Genomic DNA, 18,892 nt, shown 5'->3' on the forward strand with positions numbered 1-18,892 from the left:
TTTTGGAACGCATGACTGACGCAGTCGACCATCCCTCGGCGTCGGTCTTTTATCGCGGGTTCGACCATGCCCTATCCCGCCGCGAATAGCCTGCGCCGCCAGTTGCTGCGCCGGCTCGCCGCTCCCCTTTCCCTGCTCGCGCTGATGAGCGGCCTCATCGCGTACTGGCTCGCGTGGCAATACACGCAGCATGTAGTCGACCGTTCACTCGCCGATCTCGCCACGGCCATTTCGAAGCAGATCCAGATTGCCGGCCCCGATGCGCCGATCACAGTACCGCCGCTCGCGCAGGCGATGTTCTCCGACCCAGTCGAACAACTCGTGTACCGGATCAGCAATGGCGAAACCGAAATCGCCGGCGACCCGAAACTGCCGCTGCAAGGCACCAACGTGCGGCGCATGCACTACGCGTACGTGTTCGAGACGCAGCACGAAGGGACGGCCGTGCGCGTCGCACAGGTACGCGTCGACCAGCCGACGGGCAATCCCGTCGTCATCGAAGTCGGCCAGCCTGTGCATCACCGCTTTCGCATTGCCGCAGAATTTCTGGTCGCGATCATGATGCCGCTGCTGCTGTTGCTGCTGGCGGGCTGGGTGATCGTGTGGCGCGTCGTGAATCAGCAGCTGAATCCGCTGACAGATCTCGCCGATTCACTGAACCGCCAGACCCACACGTCGCTGGAACCCGTCGACGAAACGTTCGTCCCCGTCGAAATCCGTCCGCTGACGGGCGCGCTGAACGGCCTGCTAGACCGTCTGAAATCCGCCCTCGACGCCCAACGCAAATTCATCGCCGACGCCGCGCATCAGTTGCGCACGCCGCTCACCGCGATCAAGCTGCACGCGGAACAGGCGGCCATTGGGCGCGACCCGCAGCAGACGCTCGCCGCCGTCAAGGAACTGCGTGCCGCCGCCGATCGTGCCGTGCGTCTGTCGAACCAGTTGCTGTCGCTGGCGCGCGCCGAACCGGGCGAACAGGCCGCGCGTTTCGTGAATCTCGACGTCGCGTCGCTCGCTTTCGATACGGGCGCCGAATGGGTGCCGCGCGCGCTTGCCGTGCACGTGGACCTCGGTTTTCAACGGCTCGACGATCCGTCGAACGATCACCCTCTGATCGCGCGCGGCAATCCAGTACTGCTGCGTGAGGTGATTGCGAATCTGCTCGACAACGCGCTGAAATACGTGCCGCCGTCGCGCATGAACGGCGCGCGGATCACGATGACGGTCGCGCAAACCGTGGTGGATGGCGTCCCGACCGCGGAAGTCACGGTGGAAGACAACGGACCTGGCGTGCCCCAAAAGCAGCAGCCCGATCTGTTCAAGCGCTTCTTCCGCGGCGACGGCCAGGGCTTGAGCGACGGCACGGTCGACGGCGGCGCAGGTCTCGGCCTGGCGATCGTGCACGACATCATGGCGCTGCATCGCGGCAGCGTGCATTACGAAGATGCCGCCGATGGTGGCGCGCGTTTTATCGTGCGGCTTCCCGTCGCGACGGGCGCCGTGCTTCGCGCACCGGAGCCGCCCCGCGAAACAAAAAAACCGGCGCATCATGCGCCGGTCGATCCCTGAAGCGTGTCCCAAAGCGTGCGCTCCGTTCGGTACGAACGGCAGCGCACACTGGTCACTTTTTCTTCTTCGCTTTCTTCTCTTCCTTCTTGTCCGGCGCCGCAAGCATCGTGCCGCGGCACTTGCGCGCGCCGCAACGGCACTCGTATTCCTTCTTCAGCTTCTTCGTCTGACGCGCGTCGATCACGAGCCCGTAGTCGTAGAACAACTCTTCGCCCGCGTCGATATCGCGCAGCGCGTCGATAAACACGTGCCCGTCGATCTCTTCCGCTTCGCAATTCGGCGCACACGAGTGATTGATCCAGCGCGCGCTGTTGCCCTTCACCTTGCCGTCGATGACATCGCCGCTATCGAGCGCAAAGTAGAACGTGTGATTCGGTTCGTCCGGATTGTGAGGATGCCGCCGCAGCGCTTCCTTCCAGGAAATCCGTTGGCCCTTGTATTCGATCAACCGCTCGCCGGCTGCGATCGGTTCGAGTGCAAACACGCCTTTGCCGTGCACGCCCGATTGACGCACAGCGATCCTGCGTGAACTCATTGAATCAATCCTTGTAGAACGGTGGATGAACAAACTCGCCTGTTCGCCGATGCCTCCGCGTTCAACGCGCCTTTGCAGATGCGCGGCTTTTCTGACGCGGATAGCAAACGCGGCGCCTTGCTGGCGCCGCGTCGACATGCGACGCATACAGCGCCACAACCGAAATCGTACACGGATGATGTGACTTCGTTCAACCGTCTTAGGTACAGATCCACATCGCATGTGCGCGCGATGCGTATTCCGGGGAGACGGTCGAACGCAACGCTCAGCGCTGACCGAACGAAATATCGCCGAACAGCGCCTTCTGCTCGCGCGGTTGCGAGCGCCAGTATTGCGGCGGAGCGTCGACCGTCGCGCCGAGTTGCGCGGCCGCGTGCCACGGCCAGCGCGGATCGTAGAGCATCGCGCGGGCCATCGCGATGAGATCCGCGTCGCCCTCTTCGATCAGCCGGTTCGCGTGCTCCGGGTCCGTGATCAAGCCGACCGCCATCGTCGTCATGCCCGTCGCCTCCTTCACCGCCTTCGCGAACGGCACCTGATAGCCGGGTTCGAGCGGGATCTTCTGCAACGGCGACACGCCACCCGATGACACATCGACCCAGTCGCAGCCGCGCTTCTTCAACTCTTGCGCGAACGCGATCGTGTCTTCGATCGTGATGCCGCCGTCCACCCAGTCGATTGCCGAGACGCGCACGCCCACGGGTTTGTCAGCGGGAAATGCAGCGCGCACGATATCGAATATTTCGAGCGGGAAACGCATGCGGTTCTCGCGCGAGCCGCCGTATTCGTCGCTGCGCTGATTCGCGAGCGGCGACAGGAACTGATGCAGCAGATAACCGTGCGCGGCGTGCACTTCGAGTGCGTCGATGCCCAGACGCGCGGCACGGCGCGCCGACGCCGCGAACGCTTCGCGGATGCGGTTGAGGCCCGCGTTGTCCAGCGCGAGCGGTGGCTCTTCACCGGCTTTGTGCGGCAGCGCGGACGGCGCGTGCGGGAGCCAACCGCCGTCGGCAACGGGAATCAGTTGCCCGCCTTCCCACGGCACGTTGCTCGATGCCTTGCGCCCCGCATGCGATAGCTGCATTGCGACGTGCACTTTCGAGTGCTTGCGGATCGCGGCCAGCACAGGCTTCAGTGCTTCTTCCGTCACGTCGTCCCACAAGCCGAGGTCGGCGGGCGTGATGCGGCCATCGGGTTCGACGGCCGTCGCCTCGATGCACAACATGCCCGCGCCCGACAGCGCGAGATGCCCGAGATGAATCATGTGCCACGCCGTCGCTTCGCCGCGTTCGGCGGAGTATTGACACATCGGTGACACGACGATGCGATTCGGCAGCGTCACGCTACGCAGCGTGAGCGGAGTGAAAAGTGCGCTCATGGTGGGGTTACCCATCGAAACTCAAGAGCGATCGAGGATAGCACCGGGTCCGATTTGCTGCAGACGGCCAGGCGTGTCGCTTTCAGCGGGAAGAATCAGCTTTGGCTGGGCGGTACATCGAGACGATTCGACCACGATTCGACTTCGCCGCTCTCGAGGCGCTTCGTCGCGGTCTTGCGCCATGACGGCGATAGCGTGTCCAGTTGCGCCATCGCTTCGAGTGCCTGCCGGTCGTCGCGATCGACGTAGAACACGCGCAACAGGCGCTCGACGCTCCACTGTGCATGGGGACGGGCGAGCCGCTCGATTGCGTCGCCTGCACCGATCTCGCCAGCTTCGAGCACGCGGTAGTACCAGCCCGTGCGGCGCGTGTTCTGCACGGCGCGCGACATGTCGGCGCGCGCGAACCTCAGGTTCAGTTTCCAGCATGGCTGGCGAGGCTGCGATACCTGGACGATCGCCCCGCCGATCCGGTACACATCGCCGACGCAAACATCCGCTTCCGTCAGGCCGCGCGTACTCAGGTTTTCGCCGAATGCGCCGCGTCGGTCGAGCGTTGACAGGTTGGATTCGTCCGCCCGCCATTCGCTGCGCCAGGTGGCGTAGTGGTCGAACGGATAGTGATGCAGCGCTTTTTCCGGGCCGCCGTGGTGTTTGAGTTCGGCCTGCTGATCACCTTCGAGTCCTGTTTCGCCGAGCCAAACACGGCCAACGACAGGCGTCTTGCCGATCGCGCTCTTCTTGCCCGACAGATCACCGCCCAACGGCGCAATCTTGCCGGTGAGGACGGCATCGACGGTAACAACGCGGTGATCCACAGCGGTCATTGGAGTCGTTCAGGGTCGCGCGGCCAGTTGGTCGAGCCATTCGCCGAACATGCTGGTCGCCGCGGCTTCCAGCTTCGGGCCATGCTTCGCGGTATCGGCGCGCAGCGCGCGTACGTCGATACCGTGGCCCGCGATTTCGCCGGCGTTACCGATCAGCCAGGGCTCGAAGCGGTCGGTGCGGATTTCGGGGTGACATTGCAGGCCAAGCACATGCTTGCCCCACGAGAACGCCTGATTCGTACAGGCGGGCGTGGATGCGAGATGCACCGCGCCTTGCGGAAGATCGAATGTATCGCCGTGCCAATGAAGCATCGACGTATGCGCCCCGTCGAGATGCCGCAGCGGCGACTGCTTGCCGGCATCGGTGAGCGTCAACGGCGTCCAGCCGATTTCCGACTGCCCGGACGGATAGACCCGCGCGCCAAGCACCCGAGCGATCAGTTGCGCGCCGAGGCAAATGCCGAGTGTCGGCAAGCCCGCTGCAATGCGCTTTTCGATCATGGAGACGAGCGGCGCGATCGTCGGATAGCGCTCGTCGTCGTACGCGCTGATCGGCCCGCCGAGAATCACCATCAGCGACGGCCTCATGGGGTCGGGCGCCTCGATGCGCGCAAACCCGACATCCAGATAGCGCACAGGACGCCCCCGCTCGCCGAGCACCCGTTCGAGACTGCCCAGATCCTCGAAGTGCACATGGCGGATGGCGAGAACTTCGTGATGCATCGGCAAATCCCACCGTCAGGTTGACTGGACGCGCGCAAAGGCGTGCCGGAAGACACACCGTCTGCCGATGCGCAAAACGGCGCAAGCTCGCCCGCCCCGCTCGCGCAAACCCGCGAGCGGCGGCCGGCTCCGCAGTTTAGCCGACTCAGGCTTGCTGCGCGAAAATCTTCCAGGTCTTTTTCTGCGTGGCCGCGTCGGCCGTTTCGTGCACCGAGCAGTCCAGACGCAGATCGGTGTCCGACATCGACAGATCGAGCAGCATGCAGCGATGCGGCGTCTTCTTCGGGTTCTTGCTCGGCTCGAAATGCGTGCAGGTCACGCACATCCGGTGCGGCGGAATGTGGCCTTGCACTTCGAGCTGGCGCACGGTCTTCAGCAACGTGCGATAAAAGAGCGATTGTTCTTCGTCGCGCAGCGTGCCGACCGCCTTCGCGAGGAAGTCAGGCCATTGCGCGGCGCGCTTGGCCGCGGTGCGGCCGCGAGCCGTCAGACGCACGGCAAGCGCGCGTCCGTCGTCGAGCGCGCGACGCTTTTCGACGAGACCCTTGCTTTCCAGCGTGCTCACGGCATCGCTCGTGGTCGCGGCCGTCAGCGCCGTTTCGCGTGCGATTTCGCCGAGCCGCATCGGTCCCTTGCGCTGCATCAGCAGCACGAGGATTTCGCCCTGGGTAGGCGTCAGACCAGCGCCTTCCGCCCATTCCCATGCCTGGCTCCGCATGGCCGTGCTGAGTCGCAACAGGCTGTGGGTCACCCGCCCGGTTGCCTGCTCTCCGTATACGCCTTCGCTCATAGTCTTTCGTTCGTTGTTGACAGCGTGCCGTTGCCCGTCGACATCCATTCTTCCGATGCCGGCGCGCCGACAGTCTGTGGGGGGAAGCTTCGCCGGTCAAGCCGGCTCGCCGATTCCTACTATCTCAAAAACTTCCTGCGATGCGGGCCTTGTCCCGGCCGCTTTCTCAGGCTTTGCACATGCTTAATGCGCTTCATGCCGTGTTGCGATCGCCGCGCGTTGGCCCACGCATTCGGGACCCCGCAGGCCGCAACGACGAAAAACGACATTCTATGCGAGAGCGGCAAATCGTACAGCTAAGTTATCCAATGCAATCTGTGGATAACCACGGGATAAGACGGGGGACGACATGTGCATCGATTCTTGATAACCCGCCCGACCCCAGCGCGCATGAGAATCGTTCTCCCAGGTTTACGTTCGGGATGCACGCCCGATCCGCGCGGTTATGGTTTACGCAGCTGCTTGAGTTTGCAGGGAATTATTCGGTTGTCCACAGGCAAACGCAATGCTTGTTAACTACTACTACGTATGTATACGTAAACTTTGAGAAAACTGGAGGATGCCTTATCGGCATTCGACAAAAATAAAAAAACCCGCAAAGCGCGGGTTTTGTTGAGGTCTGCCTGATGGCGAGGCAGCAGCATTCGACGCTACGGCTTTTACGCGCCGCTTATGCGCGCCACTGCAGGCACTGTTGCCGAACCACTTCATGCAGTGATTGCTCCTGGTCGGCCACATTGCGCAGCCAGGTCGCGTCGTTCACCTGCCCGCGCGCGATCGTGCCAATTTCCTCCAGCGCCTTGCCCGAGCCCAGTGCATCCGCATGCGGCGCGATGCGCTCGAGCGTGTGAATGATGTCTTCGGAAATCGTACGGCGCTCACCCGTCTGCGGATCGATACACGTGCCCGCCAGCCCGAAGCGGCACGCCTCGAAACGGTTGAACGTGTAGACGAGATAGTCGTCTTCCTTGGGCATCAAGGGCTTGTCGAGCAGCAGATGGCGCGCGAGCGTCTGGATGTAGCAGGCAATCGCGGCCGCGCGGTCGACGGAAAGCGGCGTGTCCATCACGCGCACTTCGATGGTGCCGAAGCCGGGCTTGGGCCGGATATCCCAGTAGAAGTCCTTCATGCTGTTCACGACGCCCGTGTGCACCATCTTCGAAAAGTACTCTTCGAAGCTGTCCCATGTGAGGACGAACGGCGCGCGGCCCGACAGCGGAAACGCGAACACAGAGTTCAGGCGTGCCGAGTGAAAGCCCGTATCGACGCCCTGCACGAACGGCGACGACGCCGACAGCGCGATGAAGTGCGGGATGTAGCGCGACATCGAATGCAGCAGGAACAGCGCGCTGTCGGCATCCGGGCACCCGATGTGCACGTGCTGGCCGAACACGGTGAACTGCTTCGCCAGGTAGCCGTAGAGCTCCGAAAGGTACTGAAAGCGCGGCGTGTCGACAATTTTGCGCTCGCTCCATTGCTGGAAAGCGTGCGTGCCGCCGCCGCACAGGCCGACGTTCAGCCGGTCCGCCGCGGCGACCAGCGTGTCGCGAATGGTGCGTAGATCGGCGACCGCCTGCTCGTGCGTCGTGCAGATGCCCGTCGACAGCTCGATCATGCTTTCGGTGATTTCCGGCGTAATGTTGCCCGGGATCTTTTCGTCCTTGATGAGCCGGAGCAGGTCGGTTCCTGCTTTGGTCAGATCATAGTCATGGGTATTGACGATCTGCATCTCGAGTTCGACACCGAAGGTGAACGGTTTCGAATCGATGAAGGCTTCGAGTGACATGGCGTTTCCTGATTCATATCGGCATCGGCGCCCGATACGGGCGGCGCCGGCCGGATTGACTGTCGAATGCTGCAGCCGAACGCTCGAGCTGCAAGAAAAATAAGGTGTGCGGCTCGCCGCCTCACTCGCGGCGTTCGCCCACGAGCGCGAGCGAGCGATAGACGAGCCACGGCCCGACTAGCTGCAACACGACGATCGAGCACATCGTGACCGCGCGCAGCGTCGGATCGAAATTCGGATAGAGCTGGTAGGTATCGTCGACGAGCAGATACGCGAGCGCCGACATCGGCGACAGCGACAGTCCCAGCGCCATGCCCTGCTTCATGTCGAGTCCGCTCGGCTTGGCGAACGCGAGCACGCCGACCAGCTTGGCCACCAGTCGGGCGACGATCAGTCCGACGGCGGCGAGCCCGCCCGTCGCGACGTCATGCCATTCGAACGTGGTGAGCGTCAGCACGAACAGAATCACCGTCAGCAGCCAGCCCGCGGTGCCGAAGTGCTCCGGCCAGAGTTGCGGGCGTGCTTCCAGATTCTTCACGATGATGCCCGCGGCAAGCAGGCTGAGAATCGTCGACAGCTTGAAGATATGCGCGACGGCAATCGCAAGCAGCACGAGGCCGAACAGCGCGACGAACGAGTGCTCGTCCTGCAGATTCACACGCTTGTAAAAGAACGTGATGGTGCGCGCGAGCAGATAGGCGAGGATCAGCGAGCCGATCAGCAGATAGAGCGGCTGGAGGATCGTCGCGAGCACGTTGCCATAGGCTTCCTGATGCAGCCAGCCGGACGCGAGCTTTTCGATGACCACCGCATACACGCTGTTGAGCGCCGTCAGCGTCAAGAGCCGCTGCGTGACCTGGCCTTCGGCGCGCACTTCGGTTTTCAGCTGGATCACCATCGCGGGCGACGTCGCCATCGCGATCGACGCGAGCACCAGCGCCGTCACCGACGACACGTTCAGGAACAGCAGCACCAGCAGCACGAGCACGAAGGTGAGCGTCGATTCGGCGATGCTCGACACGATGAGCCACGTATTGCGGCGAATCCAGCGCAGATCCAGGCGGCTGCCGAGTTCGAACAGCAGCAGGCCGAGCGCGACATCGAGCAACGGACGCGCGGTGCTCGCCGAGTCCGCGTCGATCACGCCGAAACCCGCCGATCCCGCGATCAGCCCGATCACGGCATAGCCGGAAATGCGCGGCAGATGCCACGCGCGATAGCAGAGCTCGCCGACGAGACCAGCGGCGAGCAAGGCGAGGCCTGCCCAGAAAATCGCATCGGGCGTGAGCGGCCAGCCTGGAAAAAATGAAAACGCCGACTTCATCGTGGTGGCTTCTCCTTTGCGGCAACGCCTGGCAACGCGAACGGGCGGACGACGTCGGCACGCAAAGCGCGCGCCGCGTCCGTTGCCGCGATCGGTTCGCGTCTGCCGGCGTTGCGGGTTGTCAACGATCGGGTGAAAAACTGAAACGACCACGCCGATGCCGCGTGACTACGGGCAGCCCGACGTGAGTGAAAAGAGCGCCGTCGACTTTTGAATCAGATTCTGTGGGTCCGGCAACCGTTCCATTTGGCGCGTCGGTTGCGGGGGCAAAACGCGACGCGGAAGAACGGCGATTGTGCCATAGCTTTTTTACACTTGACGGAAAAGCGTCGAACAAGCGCTCAAAGCGGTAAAACGTACGCTAACTTCGTGACAACAGGAAAAAGCGACCGAAAAACTCGCCTGCTTCGGGGAAGAATGGCCTTGTCAACGATGCTTTTGCAGGTCCAGAGGGTCTCGAGCAAGGGCATGTTCGGCGTGCTTGCGTTTGAGTGTTCTTGCGCTCAGGCGTTCCAGTTTCCGAGCGACAACGGCAAGGAAGACGAGCGCCGAAACGAAGCGAGCCTTGCGAAATTCTTAACGGGAAAGCTGATGCCGTCGGGCATCGATCCACCGTGGGCTTTTCATCAATATGTTTACCGTATGTATACGTAGTAGAAGTTAACAAGCCCGCTGCATTTCTGTGGATAACTGGGGTTTACCGAAGCGAATCAGCGTCTTGCAGAACGCATAACCGGATGCACTTGATGTGCGCGCCCGACTGGGTTCAATGAATAACTTTTGGCCGATGTTTACGTCTGTCGAGTTACCCCGTTTACGTCCACATCGATTCCACACGAGTTTCGCCCGCAATTTTCCCGGTTATCCACAACGCGCCGTGGATAACTTTTCCACAGGAAGAATGTCAGTTCGTGGTGCCGAGCCGTAGCGCGCGCAAGAGAAAACGCGCGGGATCGAGGGCTTCGGCGAGCTCCCGCTCGATTGGCCACGGCTCGCCTTCTATCTGCGAAGCGATCAGTTCCGCGCCCAGCGACGCCCATACGAGTCCGCGCGAGCCGAACGCGAATGCGCCATACAGCCCTTGCGCGCGCGGTAGATCCAGCGGCCATGCGCCGCGCAGCTTGCTGGCGTCGTGCGTCGCGGCTGCTTCGTCGGCGAATGCGCCGATCAACGGTAGACGGTCGCTCGTCACGCAGCGGAACGCGACGCGCCCCGCCAGCGAAGCAGGCTCACGCGTGATCGCATCGCGCATGTCGGGCAGCATCTGGGCGACACGCTCGATGTTCTCGACGTGAGCGTCATCGCGTATTTGCGTGTCGGGATCGTCGATGTCGTAGGTTGCGCCCGTCAGCGTCGAGCCATCGCTTAGCGACACCGCGTATCCTTCGCCGATCACGGGAACACGCAACGCCTGCGCCGTATCGATGGGCAGCAGCGTCAATTGACCGCGCACGCTGCGCGTTGGCGCGTGATGCAGGCCGGCGATGCGCGCGGCCTCATGCGCATTCGCAAAGATGACGACGGGTGCGCTGGCAATCGCCGCGTCGTTCGCATCGAACACCATCCATTGGTTCGCAACGCGTTCGACGCGCGATGCCAGCACGTTGAAGCGGCGCTCCAGCAACCCGCCCGCCGCCTCGCATTGCGCTGCGCAGAGCGACGCTGGATCGATCCAGCCGCCGTGCGGAAAGAACCAGCCGCCCCGCGCGACGCGCATGCCGGCGATACCTTGCGCTTCTTCGTGGGAAACGGCGGTCACGTAATCCCGTGGATAAGCGAAGGAAGCGAACGCCTGCGTCATCGCCCGGGCTTCGTCTTCATCCGCGGCGATTTGCAGCAGACCTTCCGGGCCGCGCAACGGACGATATCCGCGCTGTTCGAGCGCGGCCCATTGCCGCAACGCATAAAGGAAGCCCGCGCGCGTGATTCGCGATCCAACGCTGTCGTCGCGCGACATCATCGGATGAAACACGCCGGCGGGATTGCCCGACGCATCGCGCGCGACGCCCGCATGCCGTTCGAGCGACGTGACGCGCCAGCCGCGCGCCGTGAGACGCTCGATCGCCGCGCACCCTGCGAGCCCGGTTCCGATCACGATGGCATGTCGTTCGTCGACGGCGAGCGGCAACGGGGGCTCATGGCGCCTCACGCGATAGCGCGGCGCAAAGCGCCCGACCAGCATTGCGCGTTTCCATCCGAAGCCATCGACTTTCCGGTATTCGAAGCCCGCTTGCTGCAATCCCCGTTTCACGTCGCCAGCGCTCGTATAAGTGGCGAAAGTCGCGCCGTCGCCGGCGAGGCGCGCGAACGCCTTGAAGATCGCGGGCGTCCATAGTTCCGGGTTCTTCGCGGGCGAGAAGCCATCCAGATAGAAGGCGTCGGCGCGCAGCCAGAGCGAAGGCAGCGTTTGCGCCGCGTCGCCGAACACGAGCGTGAGCGTGACGCGCCCTTCGTCGAACTCGAGCCGATGCGTGCCCGGCACGAGCGTCGGCCATGCGTCGGCGAGCTGTTGCGCAAGCGGCGCGATCGATGCGTCCGCAACGGCCGCCGCGCTCGCGGCAATCAGATCGCCGCGCGAGAACGGATGCTTTTCCGTCGATACGAAGTGCAGGCGCTCGCAACGATCCGGGTCCGCGCGCCATGCGGCCCACGTCACGAGAAAGTTGATGCCCATGCCGAAGCCCGTTTCCAGCACCGTGAATACGCGCCGTTTTTGCCAGCGCGACGGCAACTCATTGCCTCTCAGGAAGACGTATTCGGCCTGCGCAAGTGCACCGACGGCGCTGTGATAGATGTCGTCATGGCGTGGCGAATAGGGGGTGCCGTTGTCGCGAAACGCGAGGATGGCGGGAACGAGCGGGTCGGTCATGCGCAATGAAATGCGGTGCAAGGAAGAGAAACGGGGAACGGCAAAGCACTGACTGGAAGCACGAATTGGCAGCCGTCACGCCATGCCGACACCCGTCACAGCCCGTCCAGACGGCGTCCGCAGCCTGTCGCAGAGGTGTCGAACGTTGGCAAAAACCAACGCTGACGGGGCTTTGGACGACTCGGATAGCGCCTATTCGATGCTCTGCAGGCCAAAAATGCTGCTTTCCATGCTGTATCAGGCGTTGCAGGGTGTAATTCTTCGAAACCCTTATCCAGATTGGGTTTGCGCTGCGCTATCATAGCAAGCGCCGCGAGGGAAGCGGCAGCACGGTGCTCCGTGCGGCGCCAGGCGCGCTGCGGGAGTCGGGGGTATTCCCGAGCCGTCGCTGCTCGACGGCGCGGCGCGCGCACGTATAATCGGCGCGTTCGCGCTGTTCGTGTCAACCTAAACCAGAAAGGAACCTTAATGAACAAACAGGAACTGATCGACGCCGTCGCAGGTCAGACGGGCGCCAGCAAGGCTCAAACCGGCGAGACGCTGGACACGCTGCTTGAAGTCATCAAGAAGGCAGTGGCGAAGGGTGATGCAGTCCAGTTGATCGGCTTCGGCAGCTTCGGTTCGGGCAAGCGCGCAGCACGTACGGGCCGCAACCCGAAGACGGGCGAAACCATCAAGATTCCGGCCGCGAAGACCGTTAAGTTCACGGCTGGCAAGGCGTTCAAGGACGCAGTCAACAAGCGCTAAGCATCAGCGCCTGAGTTGTTGACACCCGCCATTGGCGGGTTTTTTTTCGTCTGCATTTTCGATGACGGCGTTACGTCGGTCCATCACGTTCAATGACGGTGATGATGATGGCCGTCGTCATCGTGATCGTGGTGATGATGATGGTCGTGGCCATGATCGTGGTCGTGATCGTCGTCTTCGAGATCCCACGCGGGGAATGGATCGGTCAGTTCGCGCCAGCCTTCAGCGCCTGACGCGTACTCCTTGTCGGTCAGCAGACACGCATCGAACTTCGCGCGCCATTGCGCCGGATCGATGTCGATGCCGATCAGCACCAGTTCCTGGCGACGGTCGCCGATGGTGAAGTCATCGGCATCGCCGTACCAGTCCGCGGCGATTTCTTCCAGCAGCTCGTCATCGCCTTCGGGCCATTCGCTGCGATCTTGCGCGGCCCACCATGTTCCTGCCGGCGCAGGTCGGCAAGCGCCGCCCGCTTGCGACAGCGAACCGCCAATCTCGTTGCGCGTCGCGAGCCAGAAGAAGCCCTTGCCGCGCAACACGCCCTTCCACTCTTCATGCAGCAGCGCCCACAACCGTTCGGGATGAAACGGCCGCCGCGCGCGATAGACGACATGCCCGACGCCGTGGCCGCCGTTTTCGTTTTCATGGCTCGAAGGATCGTGCAACAACGCGAGCCAGCCGGCCGCGTTCGACGTCGCGTCGTAATCGAAGCGCCCCGTGCCGATCACTTCCTCGACAGGCGCATTGCCATAACTGCTCACGATCTGCGCGGCGCGCGGGTTGAGCGCGGCGAGTACGGCCTGCAGATGCGCGAGATCGTCGGCGGAAACGAGGTCCGCCTTGTTGATGACGAACACATCGCAGAACTCGACCTGCTCGATCAGCACTTCGACGATCGTCCGATCGTCCTCTTCATAAGCGGCGATGCCTCGTTCGGACAGCGCATCGGCCGACGCGTAATCGCGTAGAAAGCCCGCTGCATCGATCACGGTCACGGCAGTATCGACACGCACGCGCGCGGCGAGCGCTTCGTCTTCGATGATCGACTCGACGAGGTTCATTGGCTCGTCGGTAGCAGCCGCCTCGATGACGATCGCATCGAAGCGATCCGCCGACGCCAGTTCGCCGATCTGTTCGAGCAAATCTTCCCCGGCCTGCGCGCACAGACATCCGTTCGGCAATTCAACCTGCGAAGCGGGCGACGATGCGGGCGCCGCGTTGTCGATATCGAGGCGCACGGCGGCGAGGTCGGTGACGATCGCGGCCACACGTGGACCAGCGCGGTTCGACAGAATCTGCTCGACGAGCGCGGTCTTGCCCGCGCCCACGAAACCGGAGATCACGGTGACGGGCAAAAGCGGCTTGTTCATCGCGGTACGGAAAACTTGAAGGTGAATGACGCATGCGCCGTCCGGACGTTCAAACGGACCTGGACAGGCAGCAGCACGAAGCCGCATTGTGCATCAACTGGAGCGAGGCGACGCCTTCACTGAAGTGCGGCGAATATGAAACTGGCCGAACGGCGCGGCCCGACTATTTGGCAGGCATCAGATTCCACTTACGAAGAATGGCCACGATTTGCCGCGCATATTCGTCGCGCAGCGAGGGCGTCTCCGAGTGGTAGGCGCCGACGGCCGCCCATGTGTTGCCGTACTTGTTCATCTTCTGGCGCAGATGCCAGGCGGCGATGTACACATTCTTGCACGGCTCCATCAGCGTGCCCTGCGAGATGCCGTATTGCGCGAGCACGGGCAGATGCACGGAGTTGATCTGCATGACGCCATAGTCGGTCGAACCGTTGGCGTTCTTGTGCACCGCCGTGGGACGGTTATGCGATTCCTGCCACGCAATGGCCCGAAGAATCAACGGGTTGACCTTCTGATAACCGGCGGCCTCGTCGAAACAGTCGGCGCGTGCGGACCCGGCGCTAATTAGCGCGGCGAAAGCAACGGCGGCAGTCAGGGCGATTGGCTTCATCGGTCAAGATGGCAAACTATGTTCGATTCCTAAGCAATGCGACGGTAAAGACGACTCGAAACCTATATCTGGCGGCCTTGCACTCGGGAAAACCCGTTACCGTCGGGATACTCGAACCGTCATTCCGCCCGTATCATACCGGCTGGACATGACGCGTTAAAGTTGGCCAGCCGACATAAGCGAGTAACTTGCGGCCAAAGGCGGCCGCAAACGCGCACCCGTCCGCAAGATAAAACTTTCAAGAACTTAACAGATTACGCAATCCGAGAAGCGCCGGATCGGAAACGTTAGAGGAATCGCACGGAACTCCCGCGTTCTGTGACATTTCCGACATGAAAAGCTGTTACTGTTCGTTGTTTTTGATTACAGGGAGGCAAGGCATCCTTGGCACTGGCTGCCACGGAAGCGTTTTGCCGGACCGGGGACGACCAGGTGTCGGCCGGTCGTCCACTGTGCATGACTGTCGGCGGATCACAACGTCGGCTTCGAAACCATATCCATGAGAAGAAATCGTATGGCATTGCGTCGCGTCGCGACAGCGTTGCTGGTCGCTGGCATGATCACCGCGCAGATCGCCCACGCTCAGGTGACGCTCAACTTCGTCAACGCCGACATCGATCAGGTGGCGAGGGCGATTGGCGCGGCGACGGGTAAAACCATCATCGTCGACCCGCGTGTGAAGGGGCAACTGAACCTGGTTTCCGAGAATCCCGTTCCGGAGGACCAGGCGCTGAAGACCTTGCAATCCGCGTTGAGAATGCAGGGCTTTTCGCTGGTGCAGGACCATGGCGTCCTGAAGGTCGTACCCGAAGCCGATGCGAAGCTGCAAGGCGTGCCGACCTATGTCGGCAATACGCCTGCCGCACGCGGCGATCAGGTGGTCACCCAGGTGTTCCAGCTGAGGAATGAATCGGCGAATAACCTGTTGCCCGTATTGCGTCCGCTGATCTCGCCGAACAACACGGTCGCGGCCTATCCGGGCAACAACACGATCGTCGTGACGGACTACGCGGATAACGTGCGCCGTATCGCCCAGATCATCCAGGGCGTCGACACGGCGGCGGGCCAGCAGGTGCAGGTCGTGCCGCTGAAGAACGCGAATGCGATCGACGTCGCGCAACAGATGGCGAAGATGCTCGACCCGGGCACGATCGGCAATACCGATGCGACGCTCAAGGTGTCCGTGCAGGCCGATCCGCGCACCAATTCGCTGCTGCTGCGCGCGTCGAACGCGGGACGTCTCGCGGCGGCAAAGTCGCTCGCCAGGCAGCTCGACGCCGCAACCGGCCAGCCCGGCAACATGCACGTCGTATCGTTGCGCAATGCGGACGCCGTGCGTCTTGCGAAGACCTTGCGCGGCATGCTCGGCAAGGGTGGCGGCGGCGGCAACGAGTCGTCGTCGGGCGGCGGCAATAACGCGAACTCGTTCAACCAGAACAACTCGCCCTCGTCGACGGGTGGCGCGGGCACGCCGCCGCTGCCGTCGGGATCGATGGGCGGTTCGTCAGGGTCGTCGCTGGGCACCAATCCGCTGGGCGGCGGCGCCGGCGGTGGCGGCTATGGCGGTCAGGGCAACAGCAACTCGGATTTTCTCGGCGAAAAGGAAGGCAGCGGCGGTGACGACAATCAGCCAGGCGGCATGATCCAGGCCGACGCGTCGACGAACTCGCTGATCATCACCGCGTCCGATCCCGTCTACCGCAATCTGCGCACCGTCATCGACCAGCTCGACGTGCGCCGCCCGCAGGTCTACATCGAAGCGCTGATCGTCGAGCTGAACTCGAACACGAACGCCAACCTTGGTATCCAGTGGCAGATCGGCAGCGGCAACCTGCTTGCCGGCACCAACCTTGCCACGGGCGGCGGCAACAGTATCGTCAACCTGACTGCGGCAGCGGCGGCCAACGCCACGACGGGCGGCCTCGCCACCGCGCTGGCGACGCAGAATCTCCAGCAGGGCCTGAATGTGGGCTGGCTGCACAACCTGTTCGGTGTGCAGGGGCTCGGCGCGTTGCTGCAGGCGTTGTCGCAGACGGCCGATGCCAACGTGCTGTCCACGCCTAACCTCATCACGCTCGACAATCAGGAAGCGAAGATCGTCGTCGGTACGAACGTGCCGATCCAGACAGGCTCATACTCGAACCTGACGAGCAGCACGGCGAGCACGGCTTTCAACACCTTCGATCGCATCGACGTGGGCCTGACGCTGCATATCAAGCCGCAGATCACCGAAGGCGGCATCCTCAAACTGCAGTTGTACACGGAAGATTCAGCGATCGTGGCGGGCACGACCAATGTGGCGACCAATCCGGCTGGCCCCGAGTTCACGAAGCGCTCGATCCAGTCGACGGTGCTTGCCGACAACGGCGAGATCATCGTGCTGGGCGGCCTGATGCAGGACAATTACCAGGTCAGCAACAGCAAGGTGCCGCTGCTCGGCGACATCCCGTGGATCGGCCAGTTGTTCCGCTCGGAAAACAAGATTCGCGCGAAGACCAACCTGCTGGTATTCCTGCGTCCGGTGATCATCAACGACCGCGACACGGCGCAAGCGGTGACGGCGAACCGCTATGACTACATCCAGGGCGTGACGGGCGCGTACAAGTCCGATAACAACCTGATCAAGGACAAGGACGATCCCGTGGTGCCGCCGATGCCGGTTGGCCCGAGCCAGGGGGGATCGACGCTGAACCTGTTCGATCTCGACGCGATGCGTCGTCAACAGGCGCTTGGCGTGCCCGTCCCGGCTCCGGCGTACGTTCCGCAGCAGCAACCTCAGCCACAGATGCAGCCGCCCGCACAAACGGTCCCGGTTCAACCGGCCACCGGTACGCAGAAGGTGCAGCCGTGAGCACGCCGCACGCGCCCGGCAGCGCGCCGCTCGAGTCAGCGGCGACGGGCGGAGCGCATCGCGAGCCGCCCTCTGCGCTTGCCGCGCGGCTCGTGCCGTATGGCTTCGCGAAGAGCGGCCAGATTCTCGTCGCGCATCAACACGCCGATTCCATGGAAGTGTGGATCAGCGAGCGCACGACGCAGGCCGCGCTCGCGGAAGTCGCGCGCAATTTCGGCGCGGTGTCGGTGGTGCGGCTCGATGCGGATGAACTCGCGCAGGCGATCAATCAGGCCTATTCGCGTCAGGACGGCAGTGCCGCGCAGGTGGTCGGCGAAGTGGAAGGCGAAGTCGATCTGTCGCGTCTGATGCAGGACATTCCCGAAGTGGAAGACCTGCTGGAATCCGAAGACGACGCGCCGATCATCCGCATGATCAACGCATTGCTCACGCAGGCCGCGCGCGAACAGGCGTCGGATATTCATATCGAACCGTTCGAGAATGCGTCAGTGGTGCGCTTTCGCGTCGACGGCACGTTGCGCGACGTGGTGCGTCCGAAAAAAGCGCTGCACGGCGCGCTGATTTCGCGGATCAAGATCATGGCGCAACTCGATATTGCCGAGAAGCGTTTGCCGCAGGATGGCCGCATCACGTTGCGTGTCGGCGGAAGGCCCGTCGACGTGCGCGTATCGACTTTACCGACGGGCCACGGCGAGCGCGCCGTGCTGCGTTTGCTGGAAAAAGACGCGCAGCGCCTGAATCTCGAAGCGCTCGGCATGGCGTCCGATACGCTCGGCCAGTTCGACAAGCTGATTTCGCGTCCGCACGGCATCGTGCTCGTGACGGGCCCGACGGGCTCAGGCAAGACGACGACGCTGTACGCATCGATGTCGCGGCTCGAGACGGCGACGACGAACATCATGACCGTCGAAGACCCGATCGAATACGATCTGTCCGGCATTGGTCAGACACAGGTCAACGAGCGGATCGGCATGACCTTCGCTCGCGCGCTGCGTTCCATTCTGCGTCAGGACCCGGACGTCATCATGATCGGTGAAATCCGCGATCTCGAAACGGCGCAGATCGCCGTGCAGGCGTCGCTGACGGGCCACCTCGTGCTCGCCACCTTGCACACCAACGACGCCGCCTCCGCCGTCACGCGTCTGACGGACATGGGTGTCGAGCCGTATCTGCTCGCGTCGTCGCTGCTCGGCGTGCTCGCGCAGCGGCTCGTGCGGCGTCTGTGTCCCGTGTGCAAAGAAGAGCGCGAGGAAGAAGGCGGCCGCAAGTTCTGGCATCCCGTCGGCTGCGAAAGGTGCGGACATTCTGGCTATGCGGGACGGCGCGGCGTGTACGAACTGCTGAACGTCGACGAATCGATCCGCTCGCTGATTCACCGTAATGCCTCCGACGCCGAGATTCTCGAAACCGGCCGCAAGCACGGCATGCGCACGTTGCGCGAGGACGGGGAACGCTGGCTCGCATCGGGCTTGACGTCGCTCGAAGAAGTGATACGCGTGACGGGCGGGGTCTAAAG

15 protein-coding genes are annotated in these 18,892 nt (G+C 62.8%); 5 read left to right on the top strand and 10 right to left on the bottom strand.

Annotated features, from left to right (window positions below):
- The first annotated feature begins 66 nt into the window (after positions 1-66).
- Positions 67-1,569, top strand: coding sequence for a sensor histidine kinase (locus tag C2L66_RS16220; RefSeq protein ID WP_054929333.1), 1,503 nt, complete (start codon positions 67-69; stop codon positions 1,567-1,569).
- A gap of 52 nt (positions 1,570-1,621) precedes the next feature.
- Here the strand turns inward: C2L66_RS16220 and C2L66_RS16225 are convergent, their stop codons facing one another.
- The 7 genes from C2L66_RS16225 to C2L66_RS16255 all read right to left on the bottom strand — a co-directional run bounded on the left by C2L66_RS16225 (position 1,622) and on the right by C2L66_RS16255 (position 8,932).
- Complete coding sequence (locus tag C2L66_RS16225; protein WP_035987710.1) at positions 1,622-2,104, bottom strand: SET domain-containing protein; 483 nt, start codon at positions 2,102-2,104, stop codon at positions 1,622-1,624.
- Positions 2,105-2,369: 265 nt separating this feature from the next.
- A complete protein-coding gene (locus C2L66_RS16230; protein ID WP_054929334.1) occupies positions 2,370-3,482 on the bottom strand; it encodes an NADH:flavin oxidoreductase/NADH oxidase in 1,113 nt (370 codons plus the stop codon).
- A 95-nt stretch (positions 3,483-3,577) separates the two neighbouring features.
- Positions 3,578-4,309 (bottom strand): MOSC domain-containing protein, encoded by a 732-nt coding sequence (locus C2L66_RS16235; RefSeq protein ID WP_060599485.1) that lies wholly within the window; start codon positions 4,307-4,309, stop codon positions 3,578-3,580.
- Between the two features lie 9 nt (positions 4,310-4,318).
- On the bottom strand, positions 4,319-5,032 hold the full coding sequence (locus C2L66_RS16240) for a glutamine amidotransferase (RefSeq protein ID WP_060599484.1): 714 nt from the start codon (positions 5,030-5,032) through the stop codon (positions 4,319-4,321).
- A gap of 145 nt (positions 5,033-5,177) precedes the next feature.
- Positions 5,178-5,822 carry a MarR family winged helix-turn-helix transcriptional regulator gene (locus C2L66_RS16245; protein ID WP_035987348.1) on the bottom strand — a complete coding sequence of 215 codons (645 nt, stop codon included), beginning with the start codon at positions 5,820-5,822 and terminating at the stop codon, positions 5,178-5,180.
- Positions 5,823-6,492: 670 nt separating this feature from the next.
- Positions 6,493-7,608, bottom strand: coding sequence for a YbdK family carboxylate-amine ligase (locus tag C2L66_RS16250; RefSeq protein ID WP_060599483.1), 1,116 nt, complete (start codon positions 7,606-7,608; stop codon positions 6,493-6,495).
- A gap of 121 nt (positions 7,609-7,729) precedes the next feature.
- Entirely contained in the window at positions 7,730-8,932 is a 1,203-nt protein-coding gene (locus C2L66_RS16255; protein WP_060599482.1) for a cation:proton antiporter, read from the bottom strand.
- Positions 8,933-9,400: 468 nt separating this feature from the next.
- Here C2L66_RS16255 and C2L66_RS16260 point away from each other — a divergent pair, with 468 nt between their 5' ends.
- A complete protein-coding gene (locus C2L66_RS16260; protein WP_148654547.1) occupies positions 9,401-9,586 on the top strand; it encodes a hypothetical protein in 186 nt (61 codons plus the stop codon).
- A 250-nt stretch (positions 9,587-9,836) separates the two neighbouring features.
- On the opposite strand, the gene mnmC is transcribed toward C2L66_RS16260, so the two are convergent.
- A complete protein-coding gene (mnmC, locus tag C2L66_RS16265; protein ID WP_060599480.1) occupies positions 9,837-11,801 on the bottom strand; it encodes a bifunctional tRNA (5-methylaminomethyl-2-thiouridine)(34)-methyltransferase MnmD/FAD-dependent 5-carboxymethylaminomethyl-2-thiouridine(34) oxidoreductase MnmC in 1,965 nt (654 codons plus the stop codon).
- Positions 11,802-12,269: 468 nt separating this feature from the next.
- On the opposite strand from mnmC, the gene C2L66_RS16270 reads away from it, so the two are divergent.
- Positions 12,270-12,548, top strand: a complete 279-nt coding sequence (locus C2L66_RS16270) for an HU family DNA-binding protein (RefSeq protein WP_007581741.1) — start codon at positions 12,270-12,272, stop codon at positions 12,546-12,548.
- A gap of 89 nt (positions 12,549-12,637) precedes the next feature.
- Here the strand turns inward: C2L66_RS16270 and C2L66_RS16275 are convergent, their stop codons facing one another.
- Positions 12,638-13,918 (bottom strand): GTP-binding protein, encoded by a 1,281-nt coding sequence (locus C2L66_RS16275; protein WP_060599479.1) that lies wholly within the window; start codon positions 13,916-13,918, stop codon positions 12,638-12,640.
- A gap of 163 nt (positions 13,919-14,081) precedes the next feature.
- Complete coding sequence (locus C2L66_RS16280; RefSeq protein WP_054929341.1) at positions 14,082-14,525, bottom strand: lytic transglycosylase domain-containing protein; 444 nt, start codon at positions 14,523-14,525, stop codon at positions 14,082-14,084.
- A 514-nt stretch (positions 14,526-15,039) separates the two neighbouring features.
- Between C2L66_RS16280 and gspD the strand changes: the two genes are divergently transcribed.
- Both gspD and gspE read left to right on the top strand, forming a co-directional pair.
- The gene (gene gspD / locus C2L66_RS16285) at positions 15,040-17,376 is read left to right on the top strand and encodes a type II secretion system secretin GspD (RefSeq protein WP_060599478.1); all 2,337 of its coding nucleotides are present in this window, start codon (positions 15,040-15,042) and stop codon (positions 17,374-17,376) included.
- Positions 17,373-18,890: a type II secretion system ATPase GspE gene (gene gspE / locus C2L66_RS16290; protein WP_054929343.1), complete on the top strand. Its 1,518-nt coding sequence runs from the start codon at positions 17,373-17,375 to the stop codon at positions 18,888-18,890. The genes gspD and gspE overlap by 4 nt, the downstream gene beginning before the upstream one ends.
- Positions 18,891-18,892: the final 2 nt, after the last annotated feature.

It is taken from the genome of Paraburkholderia caribensis, from assembly GCF_002902945.1.
Lineage (GTDB): Bacteria > Pseudomonadota > Gammaproteobacteria > Burkholderiales > Burkholderiaceae > Paraburkholderia > Paraburkholderia caribensis.

Bases quoted from the DNA above. Each gene is read 5' to 3' on its own strand.
- C2L66_RS16220 (WP_054929333.1), top strand. From the start codon at position 67: ATGCCCTATCCCGCCGCGAATAGCCTGCGCCGCCAGTTGCTGCGCCGG.
- C2L66_RS16225 (WP_035987710.1), bottom strand. From the start codon at position 2,104: ATGAGTTCACGCAGGATCGCTGTGCGTCAATCGGGCGTGCACGGCAAA.
- C2L66_RS16230 (WP_054929334.1), bottom strand. From the start codon at position 3,482: ATGAGCGCACTTTTCACTCCGCTCACGCTGCGTAGCGTGACGCTGCCG.
- C2L66_RS16235 (WP_060599485.1), bottom strand. From the start codon at position 4,309: ATGACCGCTGTGGATCACCGCGTTGTTACCGTCGATGCCGTCCTCACC.
- C2L66_RS16240 (WP_060599484.1), bottom strand. From the start codon at position 5,032: ATGCATCACGAAGTTCTCGCCATCCGCCATGTGCACTTCGAGGATCTG.
- C2L66_RS16245 (WP_035987348.1), bottom strand. From the start codon at position 5,822: ATGAGCGAAGGCGTATACGGAGAGCAGGCAACCGGGCGGGTGACCCAC.
- C2L66_RS16250 (WP_060599483.1), bottom strand. From the start codon at position 7,608: ATGTCACTCGAAGCCTTCATCGATTCGAAACCGTTCACCTTCGGTGTC.
- C2L66_RS16255 (WP_060599482.1), bottom strand. From the start codon at position 8,932: ATGAAGTCGGCGTTTTCATTTTTTCCAGGCTGGCCGCTCACGCCCGAT.
- C2L66_RS16260 (WP_148654547.1), top strand. From the start codon at position 9,401: ATGTTCGGCGTGCTTGCGTTTGAGTGTTCTTGCGCTCAGGCGTTCCAG.
- mnmC (WP_060599480.1), bottom strand. From the start codon at position 11,801: ATGACCGACCCGCTCGTTCCCGCCATCCTCGCGTTTCGCGACAACGGC.
- C2L66_RS16270 (WP_007581741.1), top strand. From the start codon at position 12,270: ATGAACAAACAGGAACTGATCGACGCCGTCGCAGGTCAGACGGGCGCC.
- C2L66_RS16275 (WP_060599479.1), bottom strand. From the start codon at position 13,918: ATGAACAAGCCGCTTTTGCCCGTCACCGTGATCTCCGGTTTCGTGGGC.
- C2L66_RS16280 (WP_054929341.1), bottom strand. From the start codon at position 14,525: ATGAAGCCAATCGCCCTGACTGCCGCCGTTGCTTTCGCCGCGCTAATT.
- gspD (WP_060599478.1), top strand. From the start codon at position 15,040: ATGGCATTGCGTCGCGTCGCGACAGCGTTGCTGGTCGCTGGCATGATC.